This window comes from Kitasatospora sp. NPDC056446, assembly GCF_042796115.1.
GTDB lineage: Bacteria > Actinomycetota > Actinomycetes > Streptomycetales > Streptomycetaceae > Kitasatospora.
This window is the reverse complement of record NZ_JBHTRF010000024.1, coordinates 63,963-76,979: the sequence shown is the minus strand read 5'-3', so window position 1 is coordinate 76,979 and position 13,017 is coordinate 63,963. Positions and strand designations below refer to the sequence as shown.

Here is a 13,017-nt window from a genome sequence, read left to right as displayed (position 1 = left end):
GTGATGAACACGGCGAAGTCACATCCCTGAGATCTGGACTGAACGCTCCGGGACGGCCGGGTGGGCGGCGCTCAGCGGTTCCAGGTAGTGGGTGGGGTGCGCCGGGGGCAGGGTGACGATCCCGGTGAGTACGGCGACGGCTGCGGCATGGGTGCGGCTCCCGCGCCGGGAGAGCGCCCGGACGATTCGGCCTTCGACCGCACGAGCCGTGGGCAGGCTCAGCCCGACGGCGTTCGCCCCGGCCTCGCTCAGCGTCCCGGTACAGATCAGCGCGGCCACGGCCCGCCCCGCCTGATCCAGCTCGGGCACGTGCTCGGGCAGATCGGCGCGCAGCCGGTTGGTGCCGATCACCTCCGCCGTGATCAGACGGGCGACCAAGTGCGCGTCGTCGATGGCTCCGGTGCGCCGGCGCAGGTCCGCCAGGCGGGTCCGCACCAGGTACTCCCCGGCATGGACCCGGTCGCCGATCTCCGCGATGCTCTGCCCCTGGGCGGCCAATTCGGCGATCCGGCGTTCCAGCGCGTTCAACTCGGGCCGCGGGGCACGCCGGGACCCGAGGCCCGGCACGATGCTCGTGGTGGTCAGGATCCGGCGGAACCCGGCTCCTGCCGCGACGGACGCCTGGTCGGCGGTGCACACGACCAGAATCTCGTCCACCGGTGTCCCTAGCAGGCGGGCTGCTTCCAGATAGGCGACGGTGCCGTCGTACGCACCCTGGCGGACGGCGCACGACCAAGCCGCTTCCAGACCTACCGCGCCGACCGCACGGTCGGAATCGACCGCCGACGCCGGGAGCAGCAGGGCGCACGGTACACCGAGGGCCAGCGCCTGGTGCACCAACCGTACGACGGTCGGCGCCGCTCTGCGGGGCGGGGCCCCGGCCAGGACTCCTGCCAGTGAGGGCACCTCCGGCAGGCCGGCCAGTGCGCCGAGGTGCACGGCCAGACCGTGCGCGGAGTGCAGCAGCGCGACCGCGCGGTCCAGCTGATCAGTGCGTTCGGGTTCAGCTTGCGTCTCGTTTACGGGTCCGTCCGTACCGGTCCCTCCTCTCGGTCGGTGGTGCAGGGTGCGGCCCTGGCCCGAATCGGCCGCCATGGGTGTGGTGAGGTCGGCCAGAGTGTCCCCGGCCGGATCGATCAGTCGGTGCTCGAACGCCCGGCGGACGGCGACAATGCGCTTGCCGGTACCAAGCGCGGCCAGCACGGCCTCCTCGTAGAACTCCGCCGCGCCCTCCCGGACCTCCAGCGCGCGGGCGATGTCGCGGCGGTTCCCACCCTGCCCCCAGATCCGCAGGATCAACTTCTGCTCGTCCGACAGCATCGGAGCGGGACCCGTGGCGGTCGAACGGGGGAGCAGACCGTACCGCCACGCCTGAGCGAAGGCGTGGACCCGGTTCGTCGTCTCCAGCCGGTCGTACGCCTGGCGCAGATAGCCCTTGACGGTGTCGACACGCAGGTTCATCGCCGCGCCGATCGCCGAGTTGGTCATCCCGAGGCCGGCCCTGTCGAGGACCGCGATCTGCTGTACGGTCAGCGCCATGGGCGGAACCTTCGCCTCCGTCAACCGATTGCTCCTGGCCACGGGAGTCAGCGGCATGCCGGGGCCTTCGCCGGACGGCCGGATGCGGTGCGGCATCAGCGTGCCTCCGCCGTTTGCCGGAGCTCACTGAGCTTCACGTCCGGCCAACCGGCCCCCAGAGCACGGAGCGGTACCAGATCGGCCAGGACGGCCGCCGCGCTCGCCTGCTCCCGGGAGCGAACCCCGAGTCTCCGCAGGATCGTCTGGATATAGGTCTTCACCGTGTTCACCGTCAGCCCCAGGCGTCGAGCGGTGGCGGCCGCGTCCTCACCGGACACCAGGCCGGCCAGTACCTCGACATGCCGTGCCGACAGCGCCTTGCCGGTGGGGTTCACCACATGTACGTCCCGCACCAGCCCCCAACCCGCGCCCAACGCGGTGGCGTGGAAGCGCGACCGCGCACCGATCCTTGCCACCAGGGCGATGACGGCTGTGCCGACCTTGGCCTCCTCGATGCCGGTGGCGCGGCTGGTCGCGCCGTGCAGGGCACCACGTGCCACCTGCTGCAGGAGGAGGACGTCGGCGTCGGACAGATCGGGCCTGGCGGGACCGGGCGAGGGCATGGCGGACCTCCAACAGGGCAGGGTCGTGACGGGGGTAGGTGGCTATCGACAGGGCTTCGGTCGGTCGAGAGCGGCCAGCAGGGAGGGGCCGATCCGCCGGGCGGCGTGGGATCCGATCGTCAGGATCAGGTCACCCTGCTGAACGAGGGAGGCAACCAGGCGCTCGGGGCCCTGCCGGTGCAGGTCCGGCTGGAAGCGGATCACCGTGCCGGTGGAGCCGGCGTCGAGGATGGATTCGCTTCCGTCGGCGTGGTTCTGACCGCTGGGGAAGGTCGAGTGGACGGGGAGCAGCACGGTTCGGTCGGCGGAGCCCAGGGCCTCGGCGATCAGACCGGAGAGGGCGTTCGACCGCAGGTGCCCGGAGGGCTCGTACACGGCCACCACCGCGCCCTCGGTGAGCATCCGGGCGCCCTGGAGGTCGGCAGCGATCTCCCTCGGGTGCACAGCCCTGGACTCGACGACATCGATGCCGCCGTTCGAGCCGAGCCGGGTCAACGACCGTTCGACGCCCGCGAACGCGCGCAGCCCGTCCACCAGTTCGTGGCCGGGAACGCCGAGTGCCCAGCCGGCAGCCCACGCCGTCGCCACGGCCATGGCGTTGTCGCTTCCGGCGACCGGCACGGTGAACGTGTACTGCCTGCCGTCGGCCTGGACGGTGACGCGGTGGTGGTCCCCGGTCCAGAACTTCCCGAGGACCCGCACGTCCATGTCGGTGCCACGGCCCATGGTCACCACCCTCGGTCCGGGGCGCCGGTGGAGTCGGTCCGCAAGCTCCTGGCAACCGGGCTGGGCGGCCCACACCACCACGGTGTCGCTCCGCCTGGCGAGGGCCTCCATCTGGTCCAACGCCTCCGCCTGGTTCCAGAAGGCCGGCGGCGCCGCATCCACGGCGGTGACCAGTGTCACCGTTGGGCTCAGTCCTTCGCCGAGGGTGCGGAAGCGCCAACCGGGCGGCGAGGTCTCGTGGCTGGAGCCGTCCGGGCAGAGGTCCACCACCAGGACATCTCCTCCGCCGTCGTAACCAGTGGAGTCACCCCTCGGAGCCTCGGCGAGGATCCACCCGGGATCGCGGCTGACGAGCGCGCAGGTGAGCGCGGCGGCAGCCATGGTGGTCGAATGGCTACCCGCGACGGCGACCGTGATCGGCGCTGTGCCGGCCAGCAGCTCGACGGCCCGCGCGTAGCCCATCATGGGCAGACCATGGTCGGCGATGTGGCTGGTGACGCCGTGGGTCACGGTGTTGTCGCCGCCCCAGACCAGCGAGGCTGAACCGGGGGCGGCCACGCGGAGAACAGCCCCGTCACGCTCGAACCGCTCGACCAACTCGGGACGGAGGCCCACCTGTTCGGGCGAGATGGTGACCCTGGCGTGGCGCCGGGTGAGGTAGGAGGCCAGTCCGGCCATGCCGGGGCTGAGCGGGTCGGGGATGTGCACGGTGCCGAGGACATCGGGCAACGGCAACGGGCGCCGGGGACGGCCGGTGCCCGTGACCGGGATCGGGTTCACGCCGCAGCCCCCACGGCGACGGTGCTGTCCGCGAGTTCGACGAGCCGGGCGGCGATGTCGCCCAGCTGGGCGTTCCTCCCGCACACCACGGCGAGCATCGAGTCGTCGTTGGCGCCGACGAGAATCAGCGTGCGCCCGGATCGGTCCTCGATCACGCTGTGACCCCACAGGCCGGACCCGGCGGTACAACGGCCGATGATCTCGGTGCCGCGGTTGCTCACGGCCTGAAGCGCCGCCATCACGGCCGCCCAGTGGTCGGCCTCGTCCTTGTCGACCCCGGGTGAACTGCCGAGGAGCAGTCCCTCGGGGCTGACGTGGATGGCGGAGATGGTGCCGGCGGTGCCGGTGACCAAGTCCTTCAGGAACTGCGGGTGGCGCAACACATGAGCCTCCTTGGCCAGAACGAACGCAGGAGAGGAGGGGCCGAAGCGCGAGGATCGGCTGGGACCCGAGTGGATCGCCGGGGTGGCGTCTCCAACACGTTCAGAGTGGCCAAGGGTGTGGTGCGAGCGGGAGGGGGTGGATGGGGACAACCGTGGAATACTCCAGCTGTCCCCATCGACGGGGCCGGGCAGTATCCAAGACCTGTGCGAGCCGGCGTCGGTGAGGTGCGGCTTCAGCCTTGTCGGCAAAGCGGCGGGCCCTGGTGCGGCCGGAACCCGTTTCGGATGGCTGCGAGGTCAGATGACGGTCCAGCCCCATGGCCGGGCGCCTTCCAGGCCTTGAATACAGGCGAGGCGGTAGTGGGCCTGGGCGCGATGCCTGGCGGGGTCGGCCGCGGCGAGCTGAAGGGCGAAGCAGGTGACGCGCAACTCGCGGATGTTTCGCAGGACCGGATAGCTCGGCCATTCCGTGACATCGGCACCGTAGGCGGTGCAGATCGCCTTGTACTGCTCTTCCGTCACGCTGCCGAAGCTCGTGAAGCCGGCCGCCATCGTCGCGAGGTCGTACTCGCGCCGGCCTCGGGAGGAACGCTCGAAGTCGAGCAGGTAGGTGGTGGTCGGAGTGACCGCGGTGTTGCCGCCCCAGGCGTCTCCGTGGACCACGCAGAGCGGCCGTCCGACGGGGAGCTCGTCCCATGCGGCCTGTAGGTCGGCGAGGTACCCCCGCAACCAGCGCCGCTGGTGTTCGTCGAGGGTGACTGCTTCGTCGATCCGTTCCGCGAGCCGGACGAGTGGATCGAGAACACCGAGGTCGATGTGCTCGGGCACCGGCAGATCGTGCAGCCTGCGGAGAAGGGGCGCCATGTCGGCGCCAGTGCCCGGTCGGTGGGGCGGCAGCTCGTGCCAGAAGGTGACAGGACGGTCGCCGACGGGGATCGGGCCGGAGAACGCCTCCACCGGACGGACGACCGGCAGGCCGCACTCGTGGAGCCACCGGGCTATCGCGATCTCCTGCACTGCCGCAGACCACTGGCCGGGGCGGGCGATGCGGGCCACCACACCGCCAGGGAGACGCCACAACGCGTTCTCGCCCAGCCTGATGAGCTCGGCACCGTCGGTGGACAGACCGGCATCGGCACATGCGCTGAGCAGGACGGCGTGGGAGTCCCTGGCAGTGGTCACTCGCCTACCGTAGTGGCGATCCGGAGGCGCAGGCTCTGGAGCCTGGAGTGCTGTTCGTACCGAAGCGCAAGCTTCGCCAGATCCTGGAGGTCCCGCACAGCTCGGTGTGAACGGAGTTGGGAGGCTTCGGCCACGGCCCGCTCGGCCTCCGGAAGCGCGGCGTCGGGGTACCCCATGACCAGCAGCAGACCGGCCAGCTTGGTGCGGCTGAATGTCCTGGACCGGGTGAACGGTTGGGAGTGCCCGTCGACGGCGGTCCTGAGCCGGTCGAGCGCGTCGTCGACGGTGTTACCCGCGAGTGCGAGGTCGTAGACGGCGTGACCGCTGTCGCCATGGTGCTGGGCTTCGTCGTAGTAGGTCATCCAGCCCGACTCCTCGGTGGCCTGGAGCCGGGCGTACGCTTCGTCGGACCGTCCGATGGCAGTCAGTGCCGCCTGGCGGTTGCCCAGCTTGGCGTGTCCTCGCGCTGCGGCGTTGTGCAGCATGGCGCGTTCGGCGGGGGAGAGCCGGTCGGAGCGAACGAGGCCCAGCTCGGCCAGGGTCACACCGTCGTCGTAGTGTTCGCACCAAGTGGCCAGCCGGGAGCGGAGATTGTACGAGACCGCGCGTGCGGACCAGTCGCCGGCCTCCTCCGCCAGGTCGGTCGCCCATCGTAGGTGTCGGCCGGCCTCGGTGAACTCGCCCGCGTCGTGCAGAACGGCGCCTGCGGCCGAGGCGAGACGGCTTGCCGCAGTGAGCAACTCCGGTCGTAGCGGACTGCTGCACGGAGCCTCGGTCAGTGCTCTGGTCCACCGAAGCTGCGCGACGGCCGTCTCCCGTACGAGGCCGCCTCCGCCGTGCAGGTTGTCCCAACTGCGCAGGGCGGCGGCAGCAGACTTGACGTGGGCGACGTCCCCCGGACGCACCGACGGGCCCGGTTCCGAGCCGACGGGGATGATCGGGGCCGTGACCAGGCTCAGGCTGTCCGGGGACACGGGGGAGGGAACGGCCGCCCGAGTGGTCGTGGCGGCGGAGTCGCCCCCGCCACGAAGATCTGCTCGCATGTCCACCAGTACGAGGCTGCGGGTGAGCGCTCCGCCGGTGTCCAGCGTGATGTCGAGGGCCTCGGCGTGGTGCGGCAGGCACCTGCGTTCACCGCGTTCCATCTTGCCGATCAGATCACCGCTGAGGTGCACCAAGGCGCCGAGCTCGTCCTGCCCGAAGCCCCTCAGCATGCGCCACTGCCGGATCTCGTTGCCCAGCCACTCCTCGGGCGAACGCTCCGGACGCAGTGTGTTGGGTCGTGCCGCCACATTGGCCTCCCGACCCGGGATGGGGACAATCGCGTTGTCCCCATCCCGGGGAAGATCTCTTACCTGGACCGGGAACCAGCGGCTCCACACATCTGCCGCAATGGATCCATCGGCGTCGTCAACGTCGGACGGCCCGGCGCTCGGCCTCGTCGATGTCCGGCTCGAACTCGCCGTCCCGGCATCCTCGAACGAAGGCGACCCACTCCGCCGAGGTGAAGAAGAGAACCTCCGCCGTGGCCGAGTGCCGAAGCGCGGTGGCGCCGCCCGGAAGGTACGCGACCTCCAGGCGGTCCGCGGGATCGCTGTCCGGGGCTGCCATCCACCGGACTGTGCGGAGGTCGAGTGCGTAGAGGTCGGCCTTGGCGGCCGGCACGTACGTCGTCACGCTTCGACCAGGGCGTCGGCCGCGAGGGCGCTGAGGAACGAACGCACCTGACCGGCACCGGATCGGAGCGCCGGGATCTCCGGGTTCTTCGAGTCACGGATGGCGAGGGCCGGCACCCCCGGCACGGCCGCCACCTCGACGCAGTTGCTGTTGTTCGCCGTGTAACTGCTCTTGTGCCAGAGCACGTTGTCGAGCGGCACGGCGTAGATGTCGTTTGTGTCGATCATGATGCGGTCAGTCTTCTCTCGGTCTGCTCGATGAGCGCCAGCGACTCCCGGGGGCCAAGGGCGGCGCGCAGGAGGTAGGAGTGGAGCCGGGCGAGGCGCCGAAGTCCGAGTGCGTCGTCAACCACGATCGTCCCCGTGACAGCCTCGGCGAAGGCGGTGTCCGGCGCATCCTGGCCGTTGCCCTGAAACAGCGTGAACGCGCCGGTCAACGTGCCTTCGGCCCCTCGGTCGAACGGGACGACCCGAAGATCCACGGTTCCCAGGCGGCAGACGTCCTGGAGATGGCGGAGCTGCGCTGCCTGGACTGCAGGCCCTCCTACCTCGAATTCCAATGCCGCCTGGGTGATGACGGCCGTCAGGCGAAGGGGGACCTCGTCGCGCAGGCGACGCTGCCTCATGTTCTTGACCTCGACCAGGCTGTCGACCTGGTCCGGGCCGAGCGCCGCGAATCCGACCTCGGTGACGGCGCGGGCATAGGCCTCGGTCTGTAGCAGAGCAGGTATGTACGCGAGCTGGTACTCGGCCGCGGAGGCGGCCTCGTGCTCGTAGGAGATGAACTCCGTGTACCTGCTGCTGAGGACGTCCGCATAGGCGTCCCACCACATGGCCGTACGGGTCCGTCCTCGACGGAAGAGCACCTCCAGGTGGTCCCGGTCGGGATCGGAGACTTCGAAGAGGTCCATGAGGGCCTCGAAGTCGGCCGGGGTGGCACTGCGCTTGCCGGTCTCGACCCGCGTGATCTTGGAAGTGCTGCACCCGATCCGGCCGCCGACCTCTTCGGCCGTCCAGCCTGCGGCTTCGCGCCGACGCCGCAGGTCGGCACCGAACTTGCCGCGTGCAGCGAGGGGTTGTTGGGGGACAGCCGGTGCCATCGTTCCCTCCGTGAAGCTCTAAGCGAATCTGTCGCTCCGTCAGCTTAGCTGCGGCGCGTGCACGGCACATGTGAGGCAAGGAAATTGGCATTTTGCCAGTCACGTGCTTGACGGTGCGGGAGGAAGTCGGGGGCCCTGATGATGGTGACGCACTGCAGCGATATGGATGCGTATTGCCATCTCTCGGCCGCTTGCGCGCCGGCGGCCTCGTGACGCCTTGCCGAGGCCTGCACCAGGGGCTTCACCTTCTCCGCACTCAGGACGATCAGCCGATGGAACGACCTGGTCGCGGTGCCGGGCTGGCGGGGCCTGGCCGCGGCCAGCCCTCGCCCTGGAGGCAAGGTCGTCCACGCGCAGGAGCCGGACCTCGCTGCTGGAGGCCGCGTGGAGGAGCGCCAGGACTCCGAGCAGTGCCTCGTGCGGGTGCGCGTCGGCGCCGGTGGTCCAGTGGCGGAACGGCTGCCGCTGCTGCCCGACGGCGACACTGGTGCCGCTGAACCCTGACGGTCCTTTGGCCTTCACTCCCCGGGTGGTGTCGATGAGCACGACCTTGCGGGAGCGGGCGAAGCGGAAGTAATGCCGCAGCACGGTCAGTCGGCGTTGCCGGGCCTTGGGCATGGTCGCCAGGAAGGCCTCGACGTCGTGCAGATCGGTCAGGGCCCACTCCTGCTTGTTGCGCGTGCCGGTCAGGAAGCGGGCGAGGTCACGGACGATGGCCAGGGACGCCTCGATGGTGCTGTCCGTGCGAGGCAGGGTGCTGGCCTTGAGGGCGCGCTCGCGTGCTCGCAGCATGGACTCGGTGAACGCCTGCAGCTGCGGCCGCAGTGGGAGCGGGGTGTCCTCGATGCGGCGTCGGCGGCGTCATGGTGCAGGCGCGACTCGCGCAGTGCCGTTCGGCGAGATGGCCGGCGAAGTCACCCAGCCAGGGCACCGGCTCGGTGAGCCGCGCGGCCAGATTCTCGGAGGCGATGAAGGGTCGGTCGGGGTGCACTCCAGTGCGGTGCACAACGCTGCGAGCGTGGACATCTTCACCTGCGGCGACTCCCACCGCACCCGCCGGCGACGTGAACTGCTGAACAAGGACAACGGCGCCGGACACCGGCACATCACAGCGCCCACCAGCAGTACAGCCGCTGATCGGAAGCCCGCGCACGCTGGGCCAGGCCGGCCAGAGCCTCCAGGACATCGAGCGTGTCCTCAGCGCTGATCCCGAGTTGCCGGAGTTCGTCCGTCCTCGCCCACGGTTCGGCGAACCGGACAAGGTCTTCCGGCGATGCCGCGGCAAGGGCGTCTGCCAGGGAGTCCGACACGCTGACGACGAAGGGCTCGCACTCCGGGGAGGACAGCAGTTGCCCGGACCGCGGACGCTCGCTGGCCTCCTCGAAACCGCAGCCGGTCATGACCGCTTCGAGCCGGGCAACCGAGACGACCGGGTCAATGTTCTTGAGAAAGACCGCGTCCAGGCCAGCCGGCCCTGGGCCTCCCAGAGTCCGGAGAACCGAGACGGCGGCCTGGTCGCCAGCGGCGGAGAAGTAGTCACACAACGGCATACTGCCGATTCTCACATCCGCGTCTGACAGCCACGTCGAACAGTCAGGCGCTCGACCAATCACTTCGGGGGTCAAGTCTCCGAGACTCGCCGAGGGTCACTTTTCGGGGTTCAGGCACGGATCCCGTGAAGGCGATCAGCAGTCCGTCGCGATCTGTGTGCGACTGAGCGCCGACGTCGTGTAGACCCTCCCGCTTCCCACACGTACGGGGGCGCTACCTTGCCGACATGTGTATCTCGACCAGTGAGGCCGCGTTCTCCGGCACGATTGTGTACTGCGGTCGGCAGCACCACCCCCTGCACGGCCTCATACATGTCCTGGGCTACCAGAACACCGCCGTCAACCTCGCGAGTGGTCCGAACGCGATGCTGCTGCACTTGCCCACCAGCCGGCTCACCCCCGGGCACTTCCTCTCCGTCGGACGCGGCGGCGACGTCCTTGAGCGCATGGTTGCCGCCGTTCGCCCCGTCGCCGTGGCAGCAGACGAGATCACGTGGATGAGCGGGGAGCCGGAGTCTGTCCAAGTCTTCGAGCATGACGTCTACACGGTGCTCTTGGCCACTGACCCCACCGCGATCCCCGCCGCACTGCAGCAGGTGCCGTCACACCGGCGGCCGGACCTCGACCCGGACCTCCTGCGCTTCTACGCCGACCACTTCCCCGACCACACCATCGCCGTCTGCTGCTTCGACAACGCTGACGCACGGCGCGCCAGGCCCCTGTTGCTGTGGTACCCGCCGCTCGACCCCGACCGGCTGACCGTGCCCGCCCTGGACAGCCACACCGGAGCAGTCCCGGACCTCGACGCCGTCGTCCCCGTGGATCACTGGGTCCTGCTGTCTACTGACCAGGCTCCATCCAACTGGGGCGAACCCGTTGACTACCCCGAGAACATGCGCCACAGCCTGCGGTCCTTCCTTCCCGCCGCTGTCGTGGGCCAGTACTACGGCGGAGGAGACGCCCTGCTCAACGGAGACTTCACCATCAGCCACAGCGACCTTCTCACCGGCGACCTCGACCGCGTCGAGCGCTGCCGGCCGACTCGCCGCTGATCCGGGCGCGGCAGCGCTCCCGGGCCGCGAGCCGGCGAGCTCGGTCACATGCGCGGCGGTCGGCGGTCGGCGGTCGGCGGCTGGCGGTCGGAGGCCGGCTGCGGTCAGGAGGACCCGTTCGCGTAGCGGCGGTGGCTTTGCTCTGCCGAACACGCTGCGCTTGAGGGCTTTCAGGTCGTTGACGCGGCCCTCGACCGGGCCGGAGGAGCAGTCGGTGCTCACGCCGTCGACCACGGCGTCGAGGTCGGGGATCAGTCCAGCGGCGAAGCCGGCCTGGCCGTACTGCCCGTCCGCGCAGAATCTGTGACTCGGCACGCCAACTGTCGTGTCGCACCGCATCTGTCGTCTACGACCACTGGGAGTGCGCGATGCCGGCACGGAGTCGACCCGGATAGGCTTCGCCCGTGGCGAGCCAGCACCGTTCGACGGATTTCACCGAGGCCCAGCTGTCGATCATTGACGAACTGAGTGCCCTGCCTTTCCCCGGGCAGGAAGGCAGGCCGGGGAAAGGTGCTGGGTGGGGCGGCCCTGGATACCACGTGGCCGTGCTCCGGGAGAGTCGGGACTTCTGGGATGACCGTAGCGAGGAGGTCGTCGAGGCAGCCGAGGGGGAGCTCGAAGCCGATCTTGATGCCCTGGCGGCCGTTCTGACCGCCCGCTGGGGCGTCCCCACGGCAGTCGACCTGTGGCCGTATCTCGGGTTCGATGATCCAGACCCTGAGTTCATGGCTCCCGAGCCGCTGAACTTCCTGGCCAACGTCGCCGGTGGAATGCAGATGTGGCAGCTGCCGTCCTCCTGTCGATGGCTCGCACTGGCCATCGGCCAGGCGGACCGGGAGCTGCCGTTCGAACTGCTCGTCGCGATCGGTGAGGCGTCCTCGCTCCCGAGATGAGCCGGTCCCGGAGGCCGACCGACACCACAAGATCGTCTGGGAGGCCTGAGGACGCTCGGGGTGCCGGTCAGGTTCCGATCACCGCCTGGCCGCCGCCGTTGCGGCACCGCGGACCGCGTCGTCGGAGGAGGCCGGACCCATCGCGCGGGAGCCCGCCGCGCGGCTCACGAACGGCGAGTCCGTGAGCCGCGCGCGGGTACCGCACCGAGCCGTCGGCCTACGCCCCGGACACCGCGCGCGACAGGCGCAGCGGCGCCTCGACGGCGTCGGCGGCGCCGAGTTCGCGCACCACCTCCCGCCGCGTCGCCGCGACCGGAGCCGCGACGGGAGCCGTGACCGGAGCCGCGAGCTGGGCCAGGGTCGCCGCGGGAGCGTGGACCGTCAGCTCGAAGTCGCGGCTCGTCTTGGCGTCCGGGGCGAGCGGCAGGCGGATGCGGCCGTCCGCGACCATCCGGCGGACCCGGCTGCGGCTGAGGCCGAGGCCGGACATGAGCAGGCGTTCGACCCGGACCGGGACCGGCAGCTCGAAGCTCACCAGCACCGTCAGCGGGGTCGGATCGTCGATCGCGTGGAGCGGTGTGCGTGCCTCCAGCTCCCAGGTGCCGCTCCAGTCCAGGCTGTAGCCGTTCTTGGCGGCGAGTGACGCGCTCATCGTCAGTTCCCGCACCACGGCGGGGTCGTTGTTCTCGTACGCCTCCCTGCGGGCGGGTGCCAGTGACGACGTGTGGACGCGCTCGTGGACGGGCACCTTCGAGGTCCGGTCGCAGCCCGCGCAGCTGAGCAGCAGCCAGACGTCGAGGAGCTTGCCGTTGGCGTTGACACGGATCTTGCCAGAGGGCCGGTGCCGCGTGCTGAAGCAGTCCGGGCAGCTGCGGAGGACGGTGGGCAGCGCGGACTGGCGCACGGCCCAGCGGGCCTTGCGTTCGGTATGCATGGTGGTCTGTTTCCTGGTTCAGCAGGAATGCGCGCAGGCCGGATCGGTTGGATCGGCCGGGGCTCCTGGGATCTGACGAGTGCTCACGAGGGCGCGTGTCATCGCCTCGGGGCGGGTGGCCGTATGGGCGGGCGTCCCGAGGTCGATCGCGCGACAGGTCGTTTCTCTCCGTGGCAACTCGCGACAGCGCGCCTCATCGCCTCGGGACATGGCCGCATGGCGGCATGGCCGAGCGCCGAGGGCGGTCGATCGCGTGAGTGCGCGTGTCATCGACTCAGCGCGGGGCCGGTGGCCCGGTGCAGAGGTCGATCGCGTAGGGGTGAGTTGCCACGTGGCAGTCGTCAGCACAGGTACATGCCACACATCGTGATCCGGGCCGCGCTCCCTCGCAACCGATTTTTTCGGACCGACGCCGTCAGGCCGGCGCCGCTGGTTCCCCGCGCGAGCCGACGCCGTCCCGGCCTTGGCGTGCTGCGCCCGCCCGCCGCCGCTGCCCCGCCCGGGTCCCGGGCCCTGCCGACCGGCCCCCGGAAGCTGCCCTGGCGCGGTCAAGGTTCCGTGAGAATGGTCTTTGACGTCGCAGGTCAGGTATCGTGCGGA

The 13,017-nt window shown here is 70.1% G+C and carries 14 protein-coding genes; 2 read left to right on the top strand and 12 right to left on the bottom strand.

Annotated elements, in window-relative coordinates:
* Positions 1-18: 18 nt before the first annotated feature.
* From ACFQ6N_RS17460 to ACFQ6N_RS17410, 11 genes are all read right to left on the bottom strand, one after another.
* Positions 19-1,539, bottom strand: coding sequence for a LuxR C-terminal-related transcriptional regulator (locus tag ACFQ6N_RS17460; RefSeq protein WP_380649903.1), 1,521 nt, complete (start codon positions 1,537-1,539; stop codon positions 19-21).
* Between the two features lie 95 nt (positions 1,540-1,634).
* The gene (locus ACFQ6N_RS17455) at positions 1,635-2,141 is read right to left on the bottom strand and encodes a LuxR C-terminal-related transcriptional regulator (RefSeq protein WP_380649902.1); all 507 of its coding nucleotides are present in this window, start codon (positions 2,139-2,141) and stop codon (positions 1,635-1,637) included.
* 42 nt (positions 2,142-2,183) lie between these two features.
* Positions 2,184-3,575 carry a hypothetical protein gene (locus ACFQ6N_RS17450; RefSeq protein ID WP_380649901.1) on the bottom strand — a complete coding sequence of 464 codons (1,392 nt, stop codon included), beginning with the start codon at positions 3,573-3,575 and terminating at the stop codon, positions 2,184-2,186.
* A gap of 68 nt (positions 3,576-3,643) precedes the next feature.
* Complete coding sequence (locus ACFQ6N_RS17445; RefSeq protein WP_380649900.1) at positions 3,644-4,027, bottom strand: roadblock/LC7 domain-containing protein; 384 nt, start codon at positions 4,025-4,027, stop codon at positions 3,644-3,646.
* A gap of 300 nt (positions 4,028-4,327) precedes the next feature.
* Positions 4,328-5,212, bottom strand: coding sequence for a phosphotransferase enzyme family protein (locus tag ACFQ6N_RS17440; protein WP_380649899.1), 885 nt, complete (start codon positions 5,210-5,212; stop codon positions 4,328-4,330).
* Entirely contained in the window at positions 5,209-6,504 is a 1,296-nt protein-coding gene (locus ACFQ6N_RS17435; protein WP_380649898.1) for a helix-turn-helix domain-containing protein, read from the bottom strand. The genes ACFQ6N_RS17440 and ACFQ6N_RS17435 overlap by 4 nt, the downstream gene beginning before the upstream one ends.
* Before the next feature lie 118 nt (positions 6,505-6,622).
* Entirely contained in the window at positions 6,623-6,889 is a 267-nt protein-coding gene (locus ACFQ6N_RS17430) for a DUF397 domain-containing protein (protein WP_380649897.1), read from the bottom strand.
* On the bottom strand, positions 6,886-7,116 hold the full coding sequence (locus ACFQ6N_RS17425) for a DUF397 domain-containing protein (protein WP_380649896.1): 231 nt from the start codon (positions 7,114-7,116) through the stop codon (positions 6,886-6,888). Before ACFQ6N_RS17425 ends, ACFQ6N_RS17430 begins: the two co-directional genes overlap by 4 nt.
* Entirely contained in the window at positions 7,113-7,988 is an 876-nt protein-coding gene (locus tag ACFQ6N_RS17420) for a helix-turn-helix domain-containing protein (RefSeq protein WP_380649895.1), read from the bottom strand. The genes ACFQ6N_RS17425 and ACFQ6N_RS17420 overlap by 4 nt, the downstream gene beginning before the upstream one ends.
* Before the next feature lie 99 nt (positions 7,989-8,087).
* Positions 8,088-8,780 (bottom strand): hypothetical protein, encoded by a 693-nt coding sequence (locus tag ACFQ6N_RS17415; RefSeq protein ID WP_380649893.1) that lies wholly within the window; start codon positions 8,778-8,780, stop codon positions 8,088-8,090.
* A gap of 314 nt (positions 8,781-9,094) precedes the next feature.
* Entirely contained in the window at positions 9,095-9,613 is a 519-nt protein-coding gene (locus ACFQ6N_RS17410) for a hypothetical protein (protein WP_380649892.1), read from the bottom strand.
* Positions 9,614-9,765: 152 nt separating this feature from the next.
* Here ACFQ6N_RS17410 and ACFQ6N_RS17405 point away from each other — a divergent pair, with 152 nt between their 5' ends.
* Both ACFQ6N_RS17405 and ACFQ6N_RS17400 read left to right on the top strand, forming a co-directional pair.
* On the top strand, positions 9,766-10,590 hold the full coding sequence (locus ACFQ6N_RS17405) for a hypothetical protein (RefSeq protein WP_380649891.1): 825 nt from the start codon (positions 9,766-9,768) through the stop codon (positions 10,588-10,590).
* 404 nt (positions 10,591-10,994) lie between these two features.
* Positions 10,995-11,483: a hypothetical protein gene (locus ACFQ6N_RS17400; protein ID WP_380649889.1), complete on the top strand. Its 489-nt coding sequence runs from the start codon at positions 10,995-10,997 to the stop codon at positions 11,481-11,483.
* A gap of 217 nt (positions 11,484-11,700) precedes the next feature.
* On the opposite strand, the gene ACFQ6N_RS17395 is transcribed toward ACFQ6N_RS17400, so the two are convergent.
* On the bottom strand, positions 11,701-12,417 hold the full coding sequence (locus tag ACFQ6N_RS17395; RefSeq protein ID WP_380649888.1) for a DUF1062 domain-containing protein: 717 nt from the start codon (positions 12,415-12,417) through the stop codon (positions 11,701-11,703).
* Positions 12,418-13,017 lie beyond the last annotated feature (600 nt).

Coding starts and splice junctions, on each gene's coding strand:
- ACFQ6N_RS17425 (WP_380649896.1), bottom strand. CDS start 7,116: ATGATCGACACAAACGACATCTACGCCGTGCCGCTCGACAACGTGCTC.
- ACFQ6N_RS17420 (WP_380649895.1), bottom strand. CDS start 7,988: ATGGCACCGGCTGTCCCCCAACAACCCCTCGCTGCACGCGGCAAGTTC.
- ACFQ6N_RS17460 (WP_380649903.1), bottom strand. CDS start 1,539: ATGGCGCTGACCGTACAGCAGATCGCGGTCCTCGACAGGGCCGGCCTC.
- ACFQ6N_RS17415 (WP_380649893.1), bottom strand. CDS start 8,780: ATGCTGCGAGCACGCGAGCGCGCCCTCAAGGCCAGCACCCTGCCTCGC.
- ACFQ6N_RS17395 (WP_380649888.1), bottom strand. CDS start 12,417: ATGCATACCGAACGCAAGGCCCGCTGGGCCGTGCGCCAGTCCGCGCTG.
- ACFQ6N_RS17405 (WP_380649891.1), top strand. CDS start 9,766: ATGTGTATCTCGACCAGTGAGGCCGCGTTCTCCGGCACGATTGTGTAC.
- ACFQ6N_RS17455 (WP_380649902.1), bottom strand. CDS start 2,141: ATGCCCTCGCCCGGTCCCGCCAGGCCCGATCTGTCCGACGCCGACGTC.